The sequence below is a fragment of the Streptomyces sp. NPDC028419 genome (assembly GCF_055565515.1).
The window spans coordinates 110,618-129,722 of record NZ_JBVHUE010000023.1 but is presented as its reverse complement, the minus strand read 5'-3'; the positions used below and the strand labels follow the sequence as shown (position 1 = coordinate 129,722).

Sequence of the window (19,105 nt, the reverse complement as noted above, 5' to 3'; positions counted from 1 at the left end):
CGGGACACTAACCGAGCCCGGTGACGCCCCCGTGACCAGGAGCCGAAGCGACGCGCTTCGCCCGCTGCGCCTGCCACCCGTCCAGCGCGGTCAGACACGCGTGGTCGAGGTGGCGCAGCCCGCTCAGGTCGAAGCGCACGGCCCGGTCGCCGGGCAGCGCGTCGAGCACGTCGAGCAGCCGCGGCAGCCGCAGGAAGCTGGCGTTGCCCGCCACCCGCAGGCACAGCACGTCCCCCTCCCACACCTCCTCCACGTGCACGCTGGAGGTCTCCCAGGCCGCCTTGGCGACCGCGAGGACCAGCCCCACCAGCACCCCCTCGAAGAGGTTGGTCGCCACGATCGCCCCCGCCGTCGCCAGCAGCACCACCGCCTCCCCGCGGTGCGAGCGCCACAGCGCCGCCACCCCGCGCACCGGCAGCAGCTTCCACCCCGCGTGCAGCAGTACGCCGGCCAGCGCGGCCAGCGGTACGACGGCCAGCGCGTGCGGCAGCAGCACGGCGAAGAGCAGCAGCCACGCCCCGTGCAGCACCCGCGAGGCCCGGGTGCGCGCCCCCGCCTCGACGTTGGCGGCGCTGCGCACGATCACGGCGGTCATCGGGAGCGCGCCGAGCAGCCCGCAGACCGTGTTGCCGGCGCCCTGGGCGATGAGTTCGCGGTCGTAGTCGGTGCGCGGCCCGTGGTGCATCCGGTCCACGGCGGCCGCGCTGAAGAGGGTTTCGGCGGAGGCGATCAGCGCGAAGGCCGCCACCGTCCCCAGGGCGCCCGCGGAGCCCAGTACGGCGAACTGCCCCCAGCCCGGCGTCGATACGGCGTCCAGCACCCCCGTGACCTCCACCGTGGCCACCGGCAGCCGCAGCGCCGCGGTGGCCCCGGTCGCCGCCGCGACCGCGACGAGGGCTCCCGGCACCACCCGGACCTGCGCCGGCAGCCGCCGCCAGCCCACCATCACCAGCACGGTGGCCACCCCGAGCGCGATGGCGGCCCAGTCGGCCTCCGCCAGCAGCCGCGCGAGCCCCGCGAACTTCGCCAGCGTCCGCGCGGGCGCGTCCACCCCGGCCACGGCGTACAACTGCCCGGCGATCAGCACCAGCCCGATCCCGGCGAGCATCCCCTGGACGACGGCCACCGAGATCGCCCGGAACCACCGCCCCAGGCGCAGCGCCCCCATCGCCAGCTGGAGCAGCCCGGCGGCGAGGACCAGCACCCCGAGCGCGGCCACGCCGTACGTCCGCACCGCCTCGAAGACCAGCACGGTGAGCCCCGCCGCCGGACCGCTGACCTGGAGCGAACTCCCGCGGAACCAGCCGGTGACCAGCCCGCCCACCACCCCGGTGACGATCCCCAGCTCGGCGGGCACCCCGGAGGCCACCGCCACTCCTACGCACAGCGGCAGCGCCACCAGCGCCACCACGACGGACGCTCCCACGTCCTGACGGAAAGTGCCGTCCCCTGGCATTCGGGTCCCCCTGCCCACGCGGTGTATGGATGGCGCCCAGCCTGGTGGGGCGCATCCCGCCGGGCCCAGTCCGCACCGAAGCCCCCCGGGGCCCGCGCGCCGCACGCGCCCCGCGCACACCCCGCCGAGCGCCGCCCCCACCGGGCGCCGCCCCCCGAACGCCCGCCCGAACGGCCGAGGGCGCAACGGGAGGATCCCCATTGCGCCCTCGGCGGCCGTACCCGGTTGCCCGTGGGTCAGCGGTAGTTCACGAACTGGATCGCGAAGTCCAGGTCCTTGCCCTTGAGCAGGGCCTGGACTTCCTGGAGGTCGTCGCGGCTCTTCGAGGTGACGCGCAGCTCCTCGCCCTGGACCTGGGCCTTGACGGCCTTGGGGCCCTCGTCCCGGATGATCTTCGCGACCTTCTTGGCGTTCTCCTGGGAGATGCCTTCCTCGATCGTGGCGAAGATCTTGTACTCCTTGCCGGACAGCTGCGGCTCGCCGGCGTCGAGCGCCTTGAGCGAGATGCCCCGCTTGACCAGCTTGGTCTCGAACACGTCGAGGACGGCCTTGACGCGGTCCTCGGAGTTCGCCTCCATGACGATCTTCTCGCCGGACCAGGCGATCGTGGCGCCGGTGCCCTTGAAGTCGTAGCGCTGCGAGAGTTCCTTGCCGGTCTGGTTGAGGGCGTTGTCGACCTCCTGCCGCTCGACCTTCGAGACGATGTCGAAACTGGAGTCGGCCATGTGCTGTGGCTCCTTGAAGTCGGCTGTGATGGCCCACAGGGGCACGCGCCGGACGTTCCCCGGCCGCGCCGTCAAGCCTAGGCCCTGTCTCCCGGATCGGACCGGACAGCCCGGGCGTCGGTGTCCGATCCGCCACCCGCACGCACCCGCGGACCCCCTGCGGAGCACGTCACCGGCCGGGCGGCGGAATCGGGTGGCGAAGCACCCCTGTCCATCGGGTATCGTTTACGTCGTTGCCAGAGAGCACCGCCGCAAGGCGGAAATCAAAGGCTTCCTCCCATGGCGGTGTGCCCGAGTGGCCAATGGGAACGGACTGTAAATCCGTCGGCTTAGCCTACCCAGGTTCGAATCCTGGCGCCGCCACGTGGTAAAGAAGTCCCCCTGATCAGCGGAAACGCAGATCAGGGGGACTTCTTCGTGTTCCGGGGGCGCCGGGGTCAGATGACGTCCCGGCGGGTCTCCTCCACGACGGGGATCGCGCCCGCGGCGCGGCGACGCTTGTAGATGCTCGTGTACACGGCGAGGCCGATCGCACCCACCGCCATCATGATCAGACCGACCAGGGGGAGGTTGACGCTCTCCAGCTTCCAGTCGGTGGCGAAGGTGAGGATGGCGCCCACCACGATCAGGATGATGCATCCGCCGATTCCCATGAGTTGCCTCCGCTGTTGGGTTGCCTGACGGCGCGGCTACCCGGCTTCGGCGGGTGAAAACGCCCCGGGGGCCCGGTGGTCGGGGTCCCGCGGCGGCCGTCGGGCGCTTCGGCCGGATGCCACGCGCGGGGCGCGGCGGCCGCAACGTCGCGGGCCGACGGTCGTTCACCCGGCGTGATGTGGACTACTGACACCCGCGGGAAGGTCGGCGGCGGGGTGCTGCTCGCCCTGCTCGGAGCGGGCATCCCGGCCCTGGTCGGGGCCGCGCTGCAAGGGCACACGGGCGATCCCTACCGCGAGACCCGGCTCTACTTCGGCACCGCGCGCCCCGGCGGGGCGCCCCCGGTCGCGGAGCGGGAGTTCGACCGCTTCCTCGACCGGGAGGTCACCCCGGCCTTCCCCGATGGGCTGACCGTGCAGCCGGGCCACGGGCAGTGGCGCGGGCCCGACGGCAAGGTCGTCCGCGAGGCCTCCTACGAGGTCGTCCTGCTCTATCCGGAGAAGGGCGCGGACGAGCGCGGCGCGAGCATCGAACGGATCCGCCGGGCGTACGAGAAGCAGTTCGCGCAGGACTCCGTGCTGCGCTCCGACGACCAGGTGAACGCCGACTTCTGACGGTCCGACGGTCCGACGCTCCGACGGCCCGCCGGCTCGGCGGGCCCGGTGGCCTCCCGGGCCGGCCGTCAGTTGCCGGCGACCGCCTTGACGGCCACCGCGACCGGCGTCGTGCCCGACACCAGCTCCAGGGTCAGTCCGGCCGTCGCGGGCGTCTCCACCAGCTCGGCCAGCACCGCCGCCACGTCGTCGCGGGAGACCGGCCCGCGGCCCGTCGTCGCCTCCAGGCGGACCAGGCCGGTCCCCGCCTCGTCGGTGAGCGCCCCGGGCCGCAGGACCGTCCACTCCAGGCCCAGCCGGGTCCGTACGTGGTCGTCGGCCTCGCCCTTGGCGCGCAGGTAGACGTCGAAGACGTCGTCGCCCGGGTGGTTCGCGTCCGCCCGGATCGAAGACACCATCAGGAACCGCGGTACGCGCGCCCTTTCGGCCGCGTCGGCGAACAGCACCGCCGCGCCCCGGTCCACGGTGTCCTTGCGGCCGACGCCGCTGCCCGGGCCCGCGCCGGCCGCGAACACCGCGACCTGGGCGCCCTGCAGGATGCCCGCGACGTGCTCGACGGTCGCCGACTCCAGGTCGCACAGGACGGGTTCGGCACCGGCCGCCCGGAGATCGTCGCCCTGTGCCGGATCACGGATGATCCCGGCGACCTCGTATCCGCGTGCGGCGAGCAGGCGCTCCAGCCGCAGCGCGATCTGACCGTGTCCACCAGCGATGACAATGCGCATGAGTCGACCGTACGTCGACGCGCGCGCCCCCGCGCCCGAAGTCGGCGCCGACGCTCAGGGACCGGGCTCCGTACGGCCCTGTCGGGGCAGGTCCAGGGCGACCGCGACCGCCGAGTCGCAGTACTCGCGCACGGCGCTGGTACGGGCCACCACCCGCCCGCGGTGGATCACGATCCGGCTGTAGGCGAGGGACAGCACCGCCGAGATCCGCTCGCCGCGCACGGCGAGCAGCTCCGCCGGGAAGCCGGCCTCCACGCGGACCTCCGGCAGGCCCATCGCCTCCCGGGCCGCCGTGCTCACCGCGTGGTAGGCCTCCGCCGCCCGCAACCCGCCCTGCGAGGCCAGCAGGTACGCGGCCTCCAGGGGGTCCCCGCGACCGACCGGGTTCCCGGCGTCCCGCAGGGCCCCGCTGCCCGCCGCGACCCGCACCCCGGCCGAGCGCAGCAGCCGTACGGGCGCCGTGCGCAGCCCGCGCCGCTCCAGGGCCGCGCAATCCCCCTGGGGCAGGCAGGTGACCCGTACGCCCGCCGCGGCCAGTTGGTCGGCGGCGCGGGAGGCCAGGTCCAGGGGGAGCCGGGAGAGGCCGCCGCAGGGGCCGATGGTGACGCCGGGGCGCAGCCCGCCGGCCATGGCCGCGAGCCGGGCGAGGCGGGCGGGATCGTCACCGTCCGTGTGCAGGTCCACCGGGCAGCCGTGCTCACCGGCCAGCTCCAGGACGGCCTCGACGAAGCCGGTCGGGTCCGGGTCGAGGTCCGGGCAGCCACCGACGACGGCCGCGCCCATCTTGACCGCGTCGCGCAGCATCGCCAGCCCCTCGGCCCCCGCGATCCCGGTCAGCCGGCGGGGCACGGCGACCGCCGTGAGGTCGGCGAGCCCGCGCAGCGAGCGGCGGGCCTGGAGCACCGCCTCCATCGGGCCGAGGCCGTGCCCGTCGGTGATGCGGACGTGCGAGCGGATGGCGGTGGCGCCGTGGCCGAGCTGGAGCAGCGCCGCCTCGGTGGCCCGGCGCTGGACCTCGTCGGCCGTGTGGGACACGGGTCCTTCGCCGTCGGCGGTGAGCGCGGTGTCGCCGTGGGCGTGCGGTTCGGCGGGGGCGGGGAGCAGCAGGTAGCCGGTCAGGTCGACCCGCGAGGGGGTGGGGGAGTGCAGGCTCCCGGCGGCGGCGACGGCCTGGATGCGACCGCCGCCGAGCCGTACGTCGACCGTGCGCCCGTCGAGGAGGCGGGCGCCGGCCAGCAGCAGGGTGGTGGTGTCGGCGGGGGTGGGAGCGGGGCCCTGGCCGCCGCCCTCGCCGCGGCCGCCGCGCGGGGAATGGGACGGCTGCGGCGGCTGGCTGTCGGACATCGCGCTCCTGCGGGGGGCTCGGGCGGTTCCTGGGCCCCGTGGCCGCGGCCCGCGGCCCAAGATCACGCAGCGTGTTCAGAGCCTAGGGCGCGCCGAGCCCCCCTGCGGGGAGCCCCGCAATAGTCGTACCGGCGTGGTGCCTCCCCCGCCGGTACGGGCCGGGCAGAGCCGAAGCCGGCCTCGCGCGAGCCGCTCCAGCCCGACTGGACGGAGCCAAACCTCGCCGGGACCGAGCCGAAGTCAGCCTCGCCGGGGCCAAACCCAGCCTCGCCGGAGCCGCTCCAGCCCGGCTGGGCGGAGCCAAACCCAGCCTCGCCGGAGCCGCTCCAGCCCGGCTGGGCGGAGCCAAACCCAGCCTCGCCGGAGCCGAGCCGAAGTCAGCCTCGCCGGAGCCAAACCCAGCCTCGCCGGCGTTTGAGGCGCGGGTCCGGGCGGAGCCCGGGGCGGCCCGCCAGGGCCGTTGTCCCCTGCGGGGCTCCTGGGGCTCCGCCCCAGACCCCGCGCCTCAAACGCCGGCGAGGCTGAGGGTGGCGCCGATGGCCCTGGTGGGGCCGGGTTGACCCCGGCGAGGCTGTAATGGCGCCGGTGGCGCCGGTGGGGCCGGGTTGACCCCGGTGGGCGGCTGTGATTTCGGTCCGATCCGGGCGCGGTCCGAGTTCTGGATCACGGCCCGAGGCCAGGCGCCGCAAAGGATTTGGGCGATCGGCGGGCAACCGTGTAATGTCTTCATCGCTCGCCCCAATAGCTCAGTCGGTAGAGCGTCTCCATGGTAAGGAGAAGGTCTGCGGTTCGATTCCGCATTGGGGCTCTGGTGAGAAAGCCCCCCCACCTGCTTTAGGGTGGGGGAGCAATCAACACCAAAGCGGCGTAGCTCAGTCGGTAGAGCAAGCGGCTCATAATCGCTGTGTCACCGGTTCAAGTCCGGTCGCCGCTACACACAGTAGCCGATTGCGGGGTCGGTCTCCCGGTCGGCTACTCTTGTATGCGTTCATCCGTCCAAATTTCCGTCAAGGAGCACTCACGTGGCTGCCACCGACGTCCGCCCGAAGATCACGCTGGCCTGCGTGGAGTGCAAGGAGCGGAACTACATCACCAAGAAGAACCGGCGTAACAACCCGGACCGTCTTGAGATGAAGAAGCACTGCCCGCGCTGCAACTCGCACACCGCGCACCGCGAGACCCGCTGACCCCAGCGGTTTCTCGAATACAGGCTCCGTCATAAGGTCGTCCCCTGCAAGGGGGGCGGCCTTGTGTCGTTTCTGCGTGTCCTTTCGTATCCAACACAGGAGGTAGTGAGCCATGGCGCTCGACCAGTCCTTCGTGGGGCGGAGCTACCCGCCCACCGATCCGTACGAGGTCGGCCGGGAGAAGATCCGCGAATTCGCGGAGGCGGTGGGCGACGCCAATCCTGCCTACACCGACCCCGAAGCGGCCAAGACGCTGGGTCACCTCGACGTGATCGCGCCTCCGACTTTTGTGTTTGCCATCACGTTCAAGGCGGCCGGTCAGGTCATCGAGGACCCGCAGCTCGGCCTGGACTACAGCCGTGTGGTGCACGGCGACCAGAAGTTCGCCTACACCCGGCCCGTGCGGGCGGGCGACCGGCTGCTGGTGACGTCCACCATCGAGGCCGTGAAGTCCCTCGCGGGCAACGACATCATCGACATCCGCGGTGAGGTCCACGACGAGACCGGCGAGCACGTGGTGACGGCCTGGACGAAGCTGGTGTCCCGGGCCCCCGCCGAACCGGCCGCCGTCACCGAGGAGGTCTGACATGGCTGCGCTGATCCAGTACGCGGACGTGGAGGTCGGTACCGAGCTGCCGGCCGCGAGCTTCCCGGTGCAGCGGGCCACCCTGGTCCGTTACGCGGGGGCGTCGGGTGACTTCAACCCGATCCACTGGAACGAGAAGTTCGCCAAGGAGGTCGGGCTGCCGGACGTGATCGCGCACGGCATGTTCACCATGGCCGAGGCGATCCGGGTGGTCACGGACTGGGTGGGCGACCCGGGTGCGGTGGTCGAGTACGGGGTGCGCTTCACCAAGCCGGTCGTGGTGCCGAACGACGATCTGGGCGCGGTGATCGAGGTCACGGCCAAGGTCGCGGCGAAGCTGGACGACCACCGGGTCCGGGTGGACCTGACGGCCACCAGCGCCGGCCTGAAGATCCTGGGCATGTCCCGCGCGGTGGTCCAGCTGGCCTGACGGGCCGGCCCTGCCGCGGCCCTGCCCCGGGCCGGCCCTGCCGCGGCCCTGCCCCGGGCCGGCCCTGCCGCGGCCCTGCCCCGGTCCGGCCCCGCCCTCGGGCCTGGCCGGGTCGGGGCGGTGGGCGGTGGACGGTGTGGGTGGGCGGTGTGGCCCGGCCGGGGATTGTCGTGGGGGCGACTGCTGGTTGACGTAGTTAGTGATTGGCCACTAACTTAAGAGCATGGTCAGGATGAGCGCGGACGAGCGGCGAGAGAGCGTCATTCGCGCGGCGATGCACGAATTCGCCCGCGGTGGTTACTACGGGACCTCCACCGAGGCGATCGCCAAACGCGTCGGCGTCTCCCAGCCCTACCTCTTCCGTCTCTTCCCCAACAAGCAGGCCATCTTCCTCGCCGCGGCCGCCCGCTGCGTGCAGGACATCCGCGTCGTCTTCGAGGACTCCTCCAAGGGGTTGCGGGGCGAGGAGGCCCTCGATTCGATGGCCGCGGCCTACATGCGGCTGATCGCGGAGCACCCCGACAAGCTCCAGATGCAGCTCCAGCTCTACGTCACCGTCGCCGCCGCCGAGGCGGCCGGGGAGCCCGCCTTTGGCGAGATGGTCCGCAGCGGCTGGATGGAGCTCTGGGAGACCGTCGAGGCGGCCCTCGGCGACGGCCCCGGCGGGGTGACGGAGTTCATGGCCTGCGGCATGTTGATCAACACCCTGGCCGCCATGGGGTTTCCGTCCGGCCACCGGGTCTGGGAGGGGTGCTACCCGTCCGCCCGCTCGGACCGCCCCGAGGCGTGAGGGTCGGGAGGTGCGCGTTCCCGTGCATCTCCCTTTTTTTGGGCACGAAAGTTAGTAATTGATAACTAACGTTCCAGGGGGAACCGTGAACACTCCAGTCCAGCCCGCCACCGACACCCGGCTGCGCGGCCCCGCCGTCTGGGCCCTCGTCCTCACCGGCGTCGCCAGCTTCATGGCCGCCCTCGACAACCTGGTCGTCACCACCGCCCTCCCCGCCATCCGCACGGATCTCGGCGGCGCGCTGGAGGACCTCGAATGGACGGTGAACGCCTACACCCTCACCTTCGCCGTCCTGCTGATGTTCGGCTCCGCCCTCGGTGACCGGTTCGGCCGCCGCAAGCTCTTCATCGCCGGCCTCACCGTCTTCACCGGCGCGTCCGCCGCGGCCGCCCTCTCGCCCGGCATCGACGCCCTCATCGCCGCCCGCGCCATCCAGGGCATCGGCGCCGCGGTCATGATGCCGCTCACGCTCACCCTGCTCACCGCCGCCGTCCCGGCCGCCCGCCGCGGCATGGCCCTCGGCATCTACGGAGCCGTCACCGGCCTCGCCGTGGCCAGTGGTCCGCTCATCGGCGGCAGCCTCACCGAGCACATCTCCTGGCAGTGGATCTTCTGGCTGAACGTGCCGATCGGCCTCGCCCTGATCCCCCTCGCCCGGCTCCGCCTGGCCGAGTCCACCGCGCCCGACGCGCGCCTGGACATCCCCGGCACCCTGCTGATCAGCGCCGGCCTCTTCGGCATCGTCTACGCCCTGGTCAACGCCAACGCCGACGGCTGGACCAGCCCCCCGGTCCTGACCGGCCTGATCGTCGGCGGCCTGCTCGTCGCCGGCTTCGTCCACCACGGCTCCGGCAACCCCCGGGCGATGCTCCCGATGCGGCTCTTCCGCGACCGCGGCTTCCTCGGGATCAACCTGGCCAGCCTGCTGATGTTCCTCGGGATGTTCGGCTCGATCTTCCTGCTCAGCCAGTTCCTCCAGGGCGCCGCCGGCTACTCGCCCACCGAGGCGGGCCTGCGCATGCTGCCCTGGACCGGGATGCCGATGATCGTCGCCCCGATCGCCGGAATCCTCTCCGACCGGATCGGCGGCCGCCCGGTCGTCGCCGCGGGCCTCGCCTTCCAGGCGCTCGGGCTCGGCTGGTTCGCCGCGGTGCTCAGCGCCGACGTGACGTACGCCGCCCAGCTCCCCGCGCTGATCCTCAGCGGCATCGGCATGGCCCTGTACTTCGCCCCCGCCTCCAACGTCCTGATGTCCACCGTGAGCGTCGCCGACCAGGGCAGGGCCTCCGGAGCCAACAGCGCCCTGCGCGAGCTGGGCGGCGCCCTCGGTGTCGCGGTCCTGGCCTCGGTCTTCGCCTCCCAGGGCGGCTACGAGACGCCCCAGACCTTCACCGACGGCACCGTCCCGGCCCTGTGGATCGGCGCGAGCGCCGTCGCACTGGCCGCCCTGCTGGCCCTGCTGCTGCCCCGCAAGCCCAAGCAGCCGCAGGAGCCGCAGCAGTCGGGGCCGTCCCCCGTCGCGGCCATGGCGACCGACCGGACCGGTCTCGCCGCCGCGCCCGAGAAGGTGTCGACCCACTGACCCGCCCCACCCCGCACCCGCCCCGGATCCGCCGAAGCCCGGTCCACGCCCCACCGGGCGGAGCCCGACGCCGAGGAGAAGCGGAACCACCCGAGCGGAGCGCGTACGGTCCGTGGCCCCGCATCGACAGGGGGACGCGGACCGTACTCTTGTCCACGTGCAGGAACTCCACGATGCCCCCCTCGCCCCGCTGACCACCTTCCGCCTCGGCGGCCCGGCGACCCGGCTGGTCACCGCGACCACCGACGCCGAGGTCACCGCCGCCGTGCGCGCCGCCGACGAGAGCGGTACGCCGCTCCTCCTCATCGGCGGCGGCAGCAACCTGGTCATCGGCGACCGGGGCTTCGACGGCACCGCCCTGCGCATCGCGACCACCGGCTTCGCCCTCGACGGCACCACCCTCGAACTCGCGGCCGGCGAGAACTGGAGCGACGCCGTCGCCCGCACCGTCGAAGCCGGCCTCGCGGGCATCGAATGCCTTGCCGGAATCCCCGGCTCCGCCGGTGCCACCCCGGTCCAGAACGTCGGGGCGTACGGCCAGGAGGTCTCCAGCACCATCACCGAGGTCGTCGCCTACGACCGCACCCTCGGCGAGACGGTCACCCTCTCCAACGCCGAGTGCGCGTTCTCGTACCGCCACAGCACCTTCAAGGAGCACCCGGAGCGCTACGTCGTCCTGCGCGTCCGCTTCGCCCTGGAGGCCGCCGGCGGGCTCTCCGCGCCGATCAAGTACCCGGAGACCGCCCGCGCCCTCGGCGTCGAGGCGGGCGACCGGGTCCCCGCCGCCACCGCCCGCGAGACCGTCCTGCGGCTGCGCGCCGGCAAGGGCATGGTGCTCGACCCCGCGGACCACGACACCTGGTCGGCCGGGTCCTTCTTCACCAACCCGGTCCTGACCGAGGAGGCCTTCGCCGACTTCCTCGCCCGCGTCCACGACCGGCTCGGCCCCGACACCGCCCCGCCCGCCTACCCGGCCGCCGACGGCGGTACGAAGACCAGCGCGGCCTGGCTGATCGACAAGGCGGGCTTCACCAAGGGCTACGGCACCGGCCCCGCCCGCATCTCCACCAAGCACACCCTCGCGCTCACCAACCGCGGTGGAGCCACCACCGAGGACCTGCTCGCCCTGGCCCGCGAGGTCGTCGCGGGCGTCCACGCTGCCTTCGGCGTCACCCTGGTCAACGAACCGGTGACGGTCGGCGTCAGCATCTGAGGAGCCCCGGCCGCCCATGCTCTGTCCCCTGCACGGGGCCGGTATCGACCCCACCCGGCTCGTGGGGCGCGCGATCAGCAGCGTCGTCGCGTCCTGGCACGTCTACGAGGGCGAACGCTCCGAGGCCCCGCTCGACGTCTGGTTGATCGACAGCGAGGGCGACTGCACCCGGATCACCACCGGCTCCGACTGGTGCCTCATCGTCGAGTCGGCCCGGCCGCACGAGCCGTACGACATGGGGGAGTGGGGCCGCATCGAAGTCGGCGACGACCTCGGCGACCACCCCTTCCTGCGGCACCTCGGCGACACCGTGGCGACCGTGGCCGAGTTCGCCGTGCCCGAGCAGGGCCGCACCCACCTGGAGATCGGCTTCACCGACGGCTACCGGGTGCGGGCCGACTGCTGGGAAGGCGACCTGCGCCTCACCCGCTGAGGGCCGCCGGGCCGGTCCTCACCCGGTCAGCCAGTGGTCGATCCCGGCCAGCAGCTTGGCCTGGACGTCCTCGGGCGCGGCCGAACCGCGCACCGACTGGCGGGCCAGCTCGGCCAGCTCCTCGTCCGTGAAGGCGTGGTGGCGGCGGGCGATCTCGTACTGCGCCGCCAGCCGCGAGCCGAAGAGCAGCGGGTCGTCGGCGCCCAGCGCCAACGGGACCCCGGCCTCGAAGAGGGTCCGCAGCGGGACGTCCTCGGGGCGTTCGTAGACCCCCAGCGCCACGTTGGACGCCGGACACACCTCGCAGGTGATCTGGCGGTCCGCCAGTCGCTGGAGGAGCCGCGGGTCCTCGGCGGCCCGGACGCCGTGCCCGATGCGGGCGGCGCGCAGGTCGTCCAGGCAGTCCCGGACGGAGGAGGGGCCGCTGAGTTCGCCGCCGTGCGGGGCCGCGAGCAGACCGCCCTCCCGGGCGATGGCGAAGGCCCGGTCGAAGTCGCGGGCCATGCCGCGGCGCTCGTCGTTGGAGAGCCCGAAGCCGACGATGCCGCGGTCGGCGTAGCGGACGGCGAGCCGGGCCAGGGTGCGGGCGTCCAGCGGGTGCTTCATGCGGTTCGCGGCGATGACCACGCGCATGCCGAGGCCGGTCTCGCGGGAGGCGGCGTCCACGGCGTCCAGGATGATCTCGACGGCCGGGATCATCCCGCCGAGGAGCGGGGCGTAGGAGGTGGGATCCACCTGGATCTCCAGCCATCCGCTGCCGTCCCGGACGTCCTCCTCCGCGGCCTCGCGCACCAGGCGCCGGATGTCGTCGGGCTCGCGCAGGCAGGAGCGGGCGGCGTCGTAGAGCCGCTGGAAGCGGAACCAGCCGCGCTCGTCGGTGGCCCGCAGCTTGGGTGGCTCCCCGCCGGTCAGCGCGTCGGGCAGCCGCACGCCGTACTTGTCGGCCAGCTCCAGCAGGGTCGACGGGCGCATGGACCCCGTGAAGTGCAGGTGGAGGTGGGCTTTCGGCAGAAGCGTGAGATCGCGTACGTGCTCCATCCGGTGATCCTGCCGTACCGCGGCGCTCGGCGGGAGGGGGTTTATCGATCGGGGGCCTGCCCGAACGCGCGCGCGGGGCCGGTGGAGGGTGCGGGGGGCCGCTGCGCGGGGCTTCCCGGGCTCTGCCCTGACCCGGTCCTCAAACGCCGGACGGGCTGAAAATCCAGCCCCGCCGGCGTTTGAGGCGCGGGTCAGGGCAGAGCCCGGGGAACGGTGGAAGGGCGGGTAGGGGACAAGCCCCGCGCAGCGGCAGGCCCGGGTCCGGGCAGGAAACGCCCGAGCGGCGGCTCCCCGAGGGGAACCGCCGCTCGGACCTGGCTGCAGCCCGCCCTAGGGCTAGGCCTTCGCCTCGGCCAGGAGGTTCTGGATCCGGGTCACGCCCTCCACCAGGTCCTCGTCACCGAGGGCGTACGACAGGCGCAGGTAGCCCGGGGTACCGAAAGCCTCGCCCGGGACGACCGCGACCTCGGCCTCGTCCAGGATCAGGGCCGCCAGCTCGACCGAGGTCTGCGGGCGCTGGCCGCGGATCTCCTTGCCGAGCAGCTCCTTGACCGAGGGGTACGCGTAGAACGCGCCCTCCGGGGTCGGGCAGAAGACGCCGTCGATCTCGTTCAGCATCTTGACCATGGTCTGGCGGCGGCGGTCGAAGGCCTTGCGCATCTCGGCGACCGCGTCCAGGTTCCCGGACACCGCGGCCAGCGCGGCCACCTGCGCCACGTTGGAGACGTTGGAGGTGGCGTGCGACTGGAGGTTCGTCGCGGCCTTGATGACGTCCTTGGGGCCCACGACCCACCCGACGCGCCAGCCGGTCATGGCGTACGTCTTGGCCACGCCGTTGACGACGATGCAGCGGTCGGCGAGCGCGGGCACCAGCACCGGCAGCGAGGTGAACTTCGCGTCCCCGTAGACCAGGTGCTCGTAGATCTCGTCCGTCAGGACCCACAGGCCGTGCTCGGCGGCCCACTCGCCGATGGCGCGGGCGTCGGCCTCGGAGTACACGGAACCGGTCGGGTTCGAGGGGGAGACGAAGAGCACGACCTTCGTACGGTCGGTGCGCGCGGCTTCCAGCTGCTCCACGGAGACCCGGTAACCGGTGGTCTCGTCGGCGACGACGTCCACCGGGACACCGCCCGCGAGGCGGATCGACTCGGGGTAGGTGGTCCAGTACGGGGCCGGGACGATGACCTCGTCGCCCGGGTCGAGGATCGCGGCGAAGGCCTCGTAGATGGCCTGCTTGCCACCGTTGGTCACGAGGATCTGGGCCGGGTCGACGGCGTAGCCCGAGTCGCGCAGCGTCTTCTCCGCGATGGCCTTCTTCAGCTCCGGCAGGCCGCCGGCCGGCGTGTAGCGGTGGTACTTCGGGTTGCGGCAGGCCTCGACCGCCGCCTCGACGATGTACTCGGGGGTCGGGAAGTCGGGCTCACCGGCGCCGAAGCCGATCACCGGACGGCCCGCGGCCTTGAGGGCCTTGGCCTTGGCGTCGACGGCGAGGGTGGCGGACTCGGAAATGGCGCCGATACGGGCGGACACCCGGCGCTCGGAAGAAGGCGTTGCAGAGGTCATGCGGCCAATCGTCCCAGACTGCAAACCGGCGCCGCACAACGTTTCAGGTACCGGACGGAGCAGCTCCGACGGCTTCTGTTCGACGTCGGCGCCGCGACCACGTATGCTCACCTGTCGTTGGACCTCACCAACCGCCCCAAAACGCGTGCACTCCGTGCACTCGTCCGGATGCGGTAGGTTGGGGGACGCAAAGGGTCGTAGCTCAATTGGTAGAGCACTGGTCTCCAAAACCAGCGGTTGGGGGTTCGAGTCCCTCCGGCCCTGCTCCACACTCCTTCGCCGGATGTGTGCGCAGGTACCTACATCTATGCACCGCCGTGCGGCTCAACCGGGGCGCGGCACGGCCATGACCCGGATTCAGGTGAGAGACGTGACGGACGCCGTGGGCTCCATCGACATGCCTGACGCCGAGGACGAGACCCGCGAGAAGAAGGCCCGAAAGGGCGGCAAGCGCGGCAAGAAGGGCCCTCTGGGTCGTCTCGCGCTCTTCTACCGGCAGATCGTCGCGGAACTCCGCAAGGTCGTATGGCCGACTCGCAACCAGCTGAGCACCTACACCACTGTGGTGATCGTGTTCGTGGTCATCATGATCGGTCTGGTTACCGTGATTGACTATGGCTTCAACGCGGCCATCAAGTTCGTCTTCGGCTAGTCCCCGCGGGGGGCGGCACCTTGATGGGTGCCGCCCGTTTTCGCATGTTCCACCCCATTTTGTATCCAGGAAGAAGCAGCCACCGTGTCTGACCCGAACCTGAACGCGAGCCCCGACTCCGTCGAGTCCGTCGAGGACGCGCTCGACATCGTCGAGGCGGCGGACGCTGCGAACCCTGACGAGGCCGAGATCGCGGACGCCGACGCCGGCGTCGCCGCCGAAGAGGCTGCTGTGCACGTCGTAGAGGCCGACGAGATCGACGCCGACGATGAGGCCGTTGAGCTCGACGACGCCGACGAGGCCGACGAGATCGACGCCGACGAGGCCGACGAAGACGCTGTCGAGGACGACGCCGAGGTCGAGGACGAGGCCGCCGACGAGGACGAAGAGCCCGCCGAGCCGGTCGACCCGATCCAGGCGCTGCGCGACGAACTCCGTCTGCTGCCCGGCGAGTGGTACGTGATCCACACCTACGCGGGCTACGAGAAGCGCGTGAAGGCCAACCTGGAGCAGCGCGCCGTCTCGCTGAACGTCGAGGAGTTCATCTACCAGGCCGAGGTGCCCGAGGAAGAGATCGTCCAGATCAAGAACGGCGAGCGCAAGAACGTCCGGCAGAACAAGCTGCCCGGTTACGTTCTCGTCCGCATGGATCTGACGAACGAGTCCTGGGGCGTCGTCCGCAACACCCCCGGCGTCACCGGCTTCGTGGGCAACGCCTACGACCCGTACCCGCTGACCCTCGACGAGATCGTCAAGATGCTCGCCCCCGAGGCGCAGGAGAAGGCCGCCAAGCTGGCCGCGGAAGAGGCCGGCCTGCCCGCGCCCGCCGTCAAGCGCACCATCGAGGTCCTGGACTTCGAGGTCGGCGACTCGGTCACCGTCACCGACGGCCCGTTCGCGACGCTCCAGGCGACCATCAACGAGATCAACCCGGACTCGAAGAAGGTCAAGGGTCTCGTCGAGATCTTCGGCCGCGAGACCCCGGTCGAGCTCAGCTTCGACCAGATCCAGAAGAACTGATCCAGCAGAGCTGATCCAGCGGGTCTGGATCCGTCCTTCTGACACACGCTTCCGGCCAGGTCAGATCGCCCCGAAAAGGGTGGTCTGACCTGCTGGGTTTTATGCCCCGCCCTGATACCCGTTATCGTGGTGCGGTATGCCTCCATCCGGATGACCGGTTGGCGGCGAAACACTCTCACAGGACCCGGAGAGAGCAATGCCTCCCAAGAAGAAGAAGATCACGGGGCTCATCAAGCTCCAGATCAAGGCCGGTGCGGCCAACCCGGCGCCGCCGGTCGGCCCCGCGCTCGGTCAGCACGGCGTCAACATCATGGAGTTCTGCAAGGCCTACAACGCCGCGACCGAGTCGCAGCGTGGCATGGTCGTGCCGGTGGAGATCACGGTCTACGACGACCGCTCCTTCACCTTCGTGACGAAGACCCCCCCGGCCGCGCGCCTCATCCTCAAGCACGCGGGTGTGGAGAAGGGCTCGGGCGAGCCGCACAAGACCAAGGTCGCCAAGCTCACCGGCGCCCAGGTCCGCGAGATCGCCACGCTGAAGATGCCCGACCTGAACGCCAACGACCTGGCGGCCGCCGAGAAGATCATCGCCGGCACCGCTCGTTCGATGGGCATCACGGTCGAGGGCTGATCCAGCCCCTCGCATGCCCCCAGTGGTAGGGCCAGCGCTGGCCCGCACCACGACTCCACACCCTGCCACGCGGCGGAAGCCGCATGGTGTTATCTGCAAACAGGAGCAGAAGTGAAGCGCAGCAAGACTCTCCGCGCTGCGGACGCCAAGGTCGACCGGGCCAAGCTCTACGCCCCGCTCGAGGCCGTCCGTCTCGCCAAGGAGACCTCCGCGACCAAGTTCGACAGCACCGTCGAGGTCGCCTTCCGCCTGGGTGTCGACCCGCGCAAGGCCGACCAGATGGTCCGTGGCACCGTGAACCTCCCGCACGGCACCGGCAAGACCGCCCGGGTCCTGGTCTTCGCGACCGGTGACCGTGCAGCGGCCGCGGAAGCCGCCGGCGCCGACATTGTCGGCAACGACGAGCTGATCGACGAGATCGCGAAGGGCAACCGCCTCAACGAGTTCGACGCCGTTGTCGCCACCCCGGACCTCATGGGCAAGGTCGGCCGCCTCGGCCGCGTGCTCGGTCCCCGTGGCCTCATGCCGAACCCGAAGACCGGCACCGTCACCATGGACGTCGCCAAGGCTGTCACCGAGATCAAGGGTGGCAAGATCGAGTTCCGCGTCGACAAGCACTCGAACCTGCACTTCATCATCGGCAAGGTCTCCTTCACCGATGAGCAGCTGGTCGAGAACTACGGCGCCGCGCTGGACGAGATCCTTCGTCTGAAGCCGTCCGCCGCGAAGGGCCGCTACATCAAGAAGGCCGCCCTGAGCACCACGATGGGCCCCGGCATCATCCTGGACCAGAACCGCACCCGGAACCTCCTCGTCGAGGAAGACCCGGCCGCGGTCTGATCCGGCAGGGCCTCCGGGCCCACCGGCAGCATCTCGGCGGGCCCTCCGCCTCCCTCACGGGAGGTGGGGGGCCCGTTTTCGTTCCCCGGCGCCGCGGAGCCCCTCCGGGCCCGGCAGGCTCCCCGGGTCCGTAGGGAGCGTCCGGGCCCGTACGGCGCCCCCAGGGGCCCGCACGGGGCGCGGAGGGGCACAGGGGGGCGATTTGCTCCGGGGCGGGATGTTCGCGTACGCTTCGTGAGAAGCCAAAGACCGCTGGTCGTTGCCGTGCTCGAAAGAGGACGGTGGCCGAAGGATTCGCTAGCTGCGAACGACCTGCGCAGGTGTTCAGTGGAAAGCTCCCGGACTCGTTCCGGTTGAGCTCTGCCCCGAGCGCCCGCGCCGGGGCGTTTTTGTTTGTCTAGCCCCTTCTGAGCGGTCCTCATCACCCGGAAGGAGGCCGAAGCACTATGCCGACGCCCAACAAGGCTGCCGCGGTAGCCGAGCTCACGGACCAGTTCCGCGACTCGAACGCCGCCGTGCTGACCGAGTACCGGGGCCTCACCGTGGCGCAGCTCAAGACGCTGCGTCGTTCCCTCGGTGAGAACGCCCAGTACGCCGTGGTGAAGAACACGCTGACCAAGATTGCGGCCAACCAGGCCGGGATCACCGCGCTGGACGAGCACTTCGCTGGTCCCACCGCGGTCGCCTTCATCACCGGTGACCCGGTGGAGTCGGCGAAGAGCCTGCGTGACTTCGCCAAGGAAAACCCGAACCTCATCATCAAGGCGGGTGTCCTTGATGGTAAGGCGCTCACCGCCGATGAGATCAAGAAGCTCGCGGACCTCGAGTCCCGCGAGGTTCTGCTCAGCAAGCTGGCCGGCGCGTTCAAGGGCAAGCAGTCTCAGGCTGCCTCGCTCTTCCAGGCGCTGCCGTCGAAGTTCGTCCGCACCGCGGAAGCGCTTCGCGTCAAGCTCGCCGAGCAGGGCGGTGCCGAGTAATTCGGCTCGCGCATTGATCCACGCCGCCTAGTGCGTGGGTCGTAGCGGGCCGTCACGCCCGCCTCTATATACATCCGGCACCTGCCGATTTAGTGGAAGGATCGCCCATCATGGCGAAGCTCACCCAGGACGAACTCCTCGCCCAGTTCGAGGAGCTCACCCTCATCGAGCTCTCCGAGTTCGTGAAGGCGTTCGAGGAGAAGTTCGACGTCACCGCCGCCGCGGCCGTCGCCGTTGCCGGTCCGGGCGCCCCCGTCGCCACCGAGGCCGTCGAGGAGCAGGACGAGTTCGACGTCATCCTCACCGGCGCCGGCGAGAAGAAGATCCAGGTCATCAAGGTCGTGCGCGAGCTGACCTCCCTGGGTCTGAAGGAGGCCAAGGACCTCGTCGACGGCACCCCGAAGCCGGTCCTCGAGAAGGTCGCCAAGGAGGCCGCTGAGAAGGCTGCCGAGTCCCTCAAGGCCGCTGGCGCCTCGGTCGAGGTCAAGTAACACCTCTGAGGCCCTCACAGGGCCTCTCCAAGGGCGATCACCCGTAAGGGTGGTCGCCCTTTGGCGTACCCGCAGTGCCTGACTTGCCCTGCTCTCGTTGGGGAGTAGGGTGATCATCGTTGCTCCGAGACTGGGCCCGGTGATGATCCGCTCG

The 19,105-nt window shown here is 71.3% G+C and carries 21 protein-coding genes and 4 tRNA genes; 18 read left to right on the top strand and 7 right to left on the bottom strand.

Annotated elements, in window-relative coordinates; all coding sequences use genetic code 11:
* Positions 1-7: 7 nt before the first annotated feature.
* Together ACZ4UB_RS25830 and ACZ4UB_RS25825 are read right to left on the bottom strand one after the other, a co-directional pair.
* Complete coding sequence (locus ACZ4UB_RS25830) at positions 8-1,456, bottom strand: SulP family inorganic anion transporter (RefSeq protein ID WP_468073530.1); 1,449 nt, start codon at positions 1,454-1,456, stop codon at positions 8-10.
* A gap of 236 nt (positions 1,457-1,692) precedes the next feature.
* Entirely contained in the window at positions 1,693-2,181 is a 489-nt protein-coding gene (locus ACZ4UB_RS25825; protein ID WP_468073528.1) for a YajQ family cyclic di-GMP-binding protein, read from the bottom strand.
* Positions 2,182-2,462: 281 nt separating this feature from the next.
* On the opposite strand from ACZ4UB_RS25825, the gene ACZ4UB_RS25820 reads away from it, so the two are divergent.
* Positions 2,463-2,544: transfer RNA gene (locus ACZ4UB_RS25820), tRNA-Tyr, on the top strand.
* A gap of 74 nt (positions 2,545-2,618) precedes the next feature.
* On the opposite strand, the gene ACZ4UB_RS25815 is transcribed toward ACZ4UB_RS25820, so the two are convergent.
* Positions 2,619-2,834: a DUF6458 family protein gene (locus ACZ4UB_RS25815; protein WP_354382729.1), complete on the bottom strand. Its 216-nt coding sequence runs from the start codon at positions 2,832-2,834 to the stop codon at positions 2,619-2,621.
* A gap of 177 nt (positions 2,835-3,011) precedes the next feature.
* Between ACZ4UB_RS25815 and ACZ4UB_RS25810 the strand changes: the two genes are divergently transcribed.
* Positions 3,012-3,449, top strand: coding sequence for a DUF3574 domain-containing protein (locus ACZ4UB_RS25810; RefSeq protein ID WP_354382730.1), 438 nt, complete (start codon positions 3,012-3,014; stop codon positions 3,447-3,449).
* A 68-nt stretch (positions 3,450-3,517) separates the two neighbouring features.
* Here the strand turns inward: ACZ4UB_RS25810 and ACZ4UB_RS25805 are convergent, their stop codons facing one another.
* Together ACZ4UB_RS25805 and ACZ4UB_RS25800 are read right to left on the bottom strand one after the other, a co-directional pair.
* Entirely contained in the window at positions 3,518-4,174 is a 657-nt protein-coding gene (locus ACZ4UB_RS25805) for an SDR family oxidoreductase (RefSeq protein WP_354382731.1), read from the bottom strand.
* 54 nt (positions 4,175-4,228) lie between these two features.
* Positions 4,229-5,518, bottom strand: coding sequence for an amidohydrolase family protein (locus tag ACZ4UB_RS25800; RefSeq protein ID WP_468073526.1), 1,290 nt, complete (start codon positions 5,516-5,518; stop codon positions 4,229-4,231).
* Between the two features lie 735 nt (positions 5,519-6,253).
* On the opposite strand from ACZ4UB_RS25800, the gene ACZ4UB_RS25795 reads away from it, so the two are divergent.
* The 9 genes from ACZ4UB_RS25795 (at position 6,254) to ACZ4UB_RS25755 (ending at position 11,739) form a co-directional block, all read left to right on the top strand.
* Positions 6,254-6,326, top strand: a tRNA-Thr gene (locus ACZ4UB_RS25795).
* 53 nt (positions 6,327-6,379) lie between these two features.
* Positions 6,380-6,452, top strand: a tRNA-Met gene (locus tag ACZ4UB_RS25790).
* An 88-nt stretch (positions 6,453-6,540) separates the two neighbouring features.
* Positions 6,541-6,705: a 50S ribosomal protein L33 gene (rpmG, locus tag ACZ4UB_RS25785; RefSeq protein ID WP_003956487.1), complete on the top strand. Its 165-nt coding sequence runs from the start codon at positions 6,541-6,543 to the stop codon at positions 6,703-6,705.
* A gap of 112 nt (positions 6,706-6,817) precedes the next feature.
* Entirely contained in the window at positions 6,818-7,291 is a 474-nt protein-coding gene (locus ACZ4UB_RS25780; RefSeq protein WP_354382733.1) for a MaoC family dehydratase N-terminal domain-containing protein, read from the top strand.
* Between the two features lies 1 nt (position 7,292).
* On the top strand, positions 7,293-7,721 hold the full coding sequence (locus ACZ4UB_RS25775; protein WP_468073523.1) for a MaoC family dehydratase: 429 nt from the start codon (positions 7,293-7,295) through the stop codon (positions 7,719-7,721).
* A 223-nt stretch (positions 7,722-7,944) separates the two neighbouring features.
* Positions 7,945-8,511: a TetR/AcrR family transcriptional regulator gene (locus ACZ4UB_RS25770; protein WP_468073521.1), complete on the top strand. Its 567-nt coding sequence runs from the start codon at positions 7,945-7,947 to the stop codon at positions 8,509-8,511.
* An 85-nt stretch (positions 8,512-8,596) separates the two neighbouring features.
* A complete protein-coding gene (locus ACZ4UB_RS25765) occupies positions 8,597-10,093 on the top strand; it encodes an MFS transporter (RefSeq protein WP_468073519.1) in 1,497 nt (498 codons plus the stop codon).
* 157 nt (positions 10,094-10,250) lie between these two features.
* Complete coding sequence (locus ACZ4UB_RS25760) at positions 10,251-11,306, top strand: UDP-N-acetylmuramate dehydrogenase (RefSeq protein WP_468073517.1); 1,056 nt, start codon at positions 10,251-10,253, stop codon at positions 11,304-11,306.
* Between the two features lie 16 nt (positions 11,307-11,322).
* On the top strand, positions 11,323-11,739 hold the full coding sequence (locus ACZ4UB_RS25755; protein WP_354382738.1) for a hypothetical protein: 417 nt from the start codon (positions 11,323-11,325) through the stop codon (positions 11,737-11,739).
* 18 nt (positions 11,740-11,757) lie between these two features.
* Here the strand turns inward: ACZ4UB_RS25755 and ACZ4UB_RS25750 are convergent, their stop codons facing one another.
* Together ACZ4UB_RS25750 and ACZ4UB_RS25745 are read right to left on the bottom strand one after the other, a co-directional pair.
* Positions 11,758-12,777, bottom strand: a complete 1,020-nt coding sequence (locus tag ACZ4UB_RS25750; RefSeq protein ID WP_468073515.1) for an adenosine deaminase — start codon at positions 12,775-12,777, stop codon at positions 11,758-11,760.
* Between the two features lie 336 nt (positions 12,778-13,113).
* A complete protein-coding gene (locus tag ACZ4UB_RS25745) occupies positions 13,114-14,340 on the bottom strand; it encodes a pyridoxal phosphate-dependent aminotransferase (RefSeq protein ID WP_354382740.1) in 1,227 nt (408 codons plus the stop codon).
* Between the two features lie 191 nt (positions 14,341-14,531).
* Here ACZ4UB_RS25745 and ACZ4UB_RS25740 point away from each other — a divergent pair.
* The 7 genes from ACZ4UB_RS25740 (at position 14,532) to rplL (ending at position 18,951) form a co-directional block, all read left to right on the top strand.
* Positions 14,532-14,604: transfer RNA gene (locus ACZ4UB_RS25740), tRNA-Trp, on the top strand.
* A 106-nt stretch (positions 14,605-14,710) separates the two neighbouring features.
* Complete coding sequence (gene secE, locus ACZ4UB_RS25735; RefSeq protein ID WP_351045363.1) at positions 14,711-14,992, top strand: preprotein translocase subunit SecE; 282 nt, start codon at positions 14,711-14,713, stop codon at positions 14,990-14,992.
* 84 nt (positions 14,993-15,076) lie between these two features.
* Positions 15,077-16,012 carry a transcription termination/antitermination protein NusG gene (gene nusG / locus ACZ4UB_RS25730; protein WP_468073513.1) on the top strand — a complete coding sequence of 312 codons (936 nt, stop codon included), beginning with the start codon at positions 15,077-15,079 and terminating at the stop codon, positions 16,010-16,012.
* A gap of 196 nt (positions 16,013-16,208) precedes the next feature.
* The gene (gene rplK / locus ACZ4UB_RS25725; RefSeq protein WP_283452383.1) at positions 16,209-16,643 is read left to right on the top strand and encodes a 50S ribosomal protein L11; all 435 of its coding nucleotides are present in this window, start codon (positions 16,209-16,211) and stop codon (positions 16,641-16,643) included.
* Between the two features lie 111 nt (positions 16,644-16,754).
* Positions 16,755-17,483 (top strand): 50S ribosomal protein L1, encoded by a 729-nt coding sequence (gene rplA, locus ACZ4UB_RS25720; protein WP_467965852.1) that lies wholly within the window; start codon positions 16,755-16,757, stop codon positions 17,481-17,483.
* A gap of 446 nt (positions 17,484-17,929) precedes the next feature.
* Positions 17,930-18,460 carry a 50S ribosomal protein L10 gene (rplJ, locus tag ACZ4UB_RS25715; RefSeq protein WP_215023401.1) on the top strand — a complete coding sequence of 177 codons (531 nt, stop codon included), beginning with the start codon at positions 17,930-17,932 and terminating at the stop codon, positions 18,458-18,460.
* A gap of 110 nt (positions 18,461-18,570) precedes the next feature.
* Positions 18,571-18,951 (top strand): 50S ribosomal protein L7/L12, encoded by a 381-nt coding sequence (rplL, locus tag ACZ4UB_RS25710; protein WP_467965853.1) that lies wholly within the window; start codon positions 18,571-18,573, stop codon positions 18,949-18,951.
* The last annotated feature ends 154 nt before the right edge of the window (positions 18,952-19,105 follow it).

Excerpts from the sequence above, each read along its gene's own strand:
- ACZ4UB_RS25830 (WP_468073530.1), bottom strand. The coding sequence starts at position 1,456 with ATGCCAGGGGACGGCACTTTCCGTCAGGACGTGGGAGCGTCCGTCGTG.
- ACZ4UB_RS25825 (WP_468073528.1), bottom strand. The coding sequence starts at position 2,181 with ATGGCCGACTCCAGTTTCGACATCGTCTCGAAGGTCGAGCGGCAGGAG.
- ACZ4UB_RS25815 (WP_354382729.1), bottom strand. The coding sequence starts at position 2,834 with ATGGGAATCGGCGGATGCATCATCCTGATCGTGGTGGGCGCCATCCTC.
- ACZ4UB_RS25810 (WP_354382730.1), top strand. The coding sequence starts at position 3,012 with ATGTGGACTACTGACACCCGCGGGAAGGTCGGCGGCGGGGTGCTGCTC.
- ACZ4UB_RS25805 (WP_354382731.1), bottom strand. The coding sequence starts at position 4,174 with ATGCGCATTGTCATCGCTGGTGGACACGGTCAGATCGCGCTGCGGCTG.
- ACZ4UB_RS25800 (WP_468073526.1), bottom strand. The coding sequence starts at position 5,518 with ATGTCCGACAGCCAGCCGCCGCAGCCGTCCCATTCCCCGCGCGGCGGC.
- ACZ4UB_RS25780 (WP_354382733.1), top strand. The coding sequence starts at position 6,818 with ATGGCGCTCGACCAGTCCTTCGTGGGGCGGAGCTACCCGCCCACCGAT.
- ACZ4UB_RS25775 (WP_468073523.1), top strand. The coding sequence starts at position 7,293 with ATGGCTGCGCTGATCCAGTACGCGGACGTGGAGGTCGGTACCGAGCTG.
- ACZ4UB_RS25770 (WP_468073521.1), top strand. The coding sequence starts at position 7,945 with ATGGTCAGGATGAGCGCGGACGAGCGGCGAGAGAGCGTCATTCGCGCG.
- ACZ4UB_RS25755 (WP_354382738.1), top strand. The coding sequence starts at position 11,323 with ATGCTCTGTCCCCTGCACGGGGCCGGTATCGACCCCACCCGGCTCGTG.
- ACZ4UB_RS25750 (WP_468073515.1), bottom strand. The coding sequence starts at position 12,777 with ATGGAGCACGTACGCGATCTCACGCTTCTGCCGAAAGCCCACCTCCAC.
- ACZ4UB_RS25745 (WP_354382740.1), bottom strand. The coding sequence starts at position 14,340 with ATGACCTCTGCAACGCCTTCTTCCGAGCGCCGGGTGTCCGCCCGTATC.
- rplK (WP_283452383.1), top strand. The coding sequence starts at position 16,209 with ATGCCTCCCAAGAAGAAGAAGATCACGGGGCTCATCAAGCTCCAGATC.
- rplJ (WP_215023401.1), top strand. The coding sequence starts at position 17,930 with ATGCCGACGCCCAACAAGGCTGCCGCGGTAGCCGAGCTCACGGACCAG.
- rplL (WP_467965853.1), top strand. The coding sequence starts at position 18,571 with ATGGCGAAGCTCACCCAGGACGAACTCCTCGCCCAGTTCGAGGAGCTC.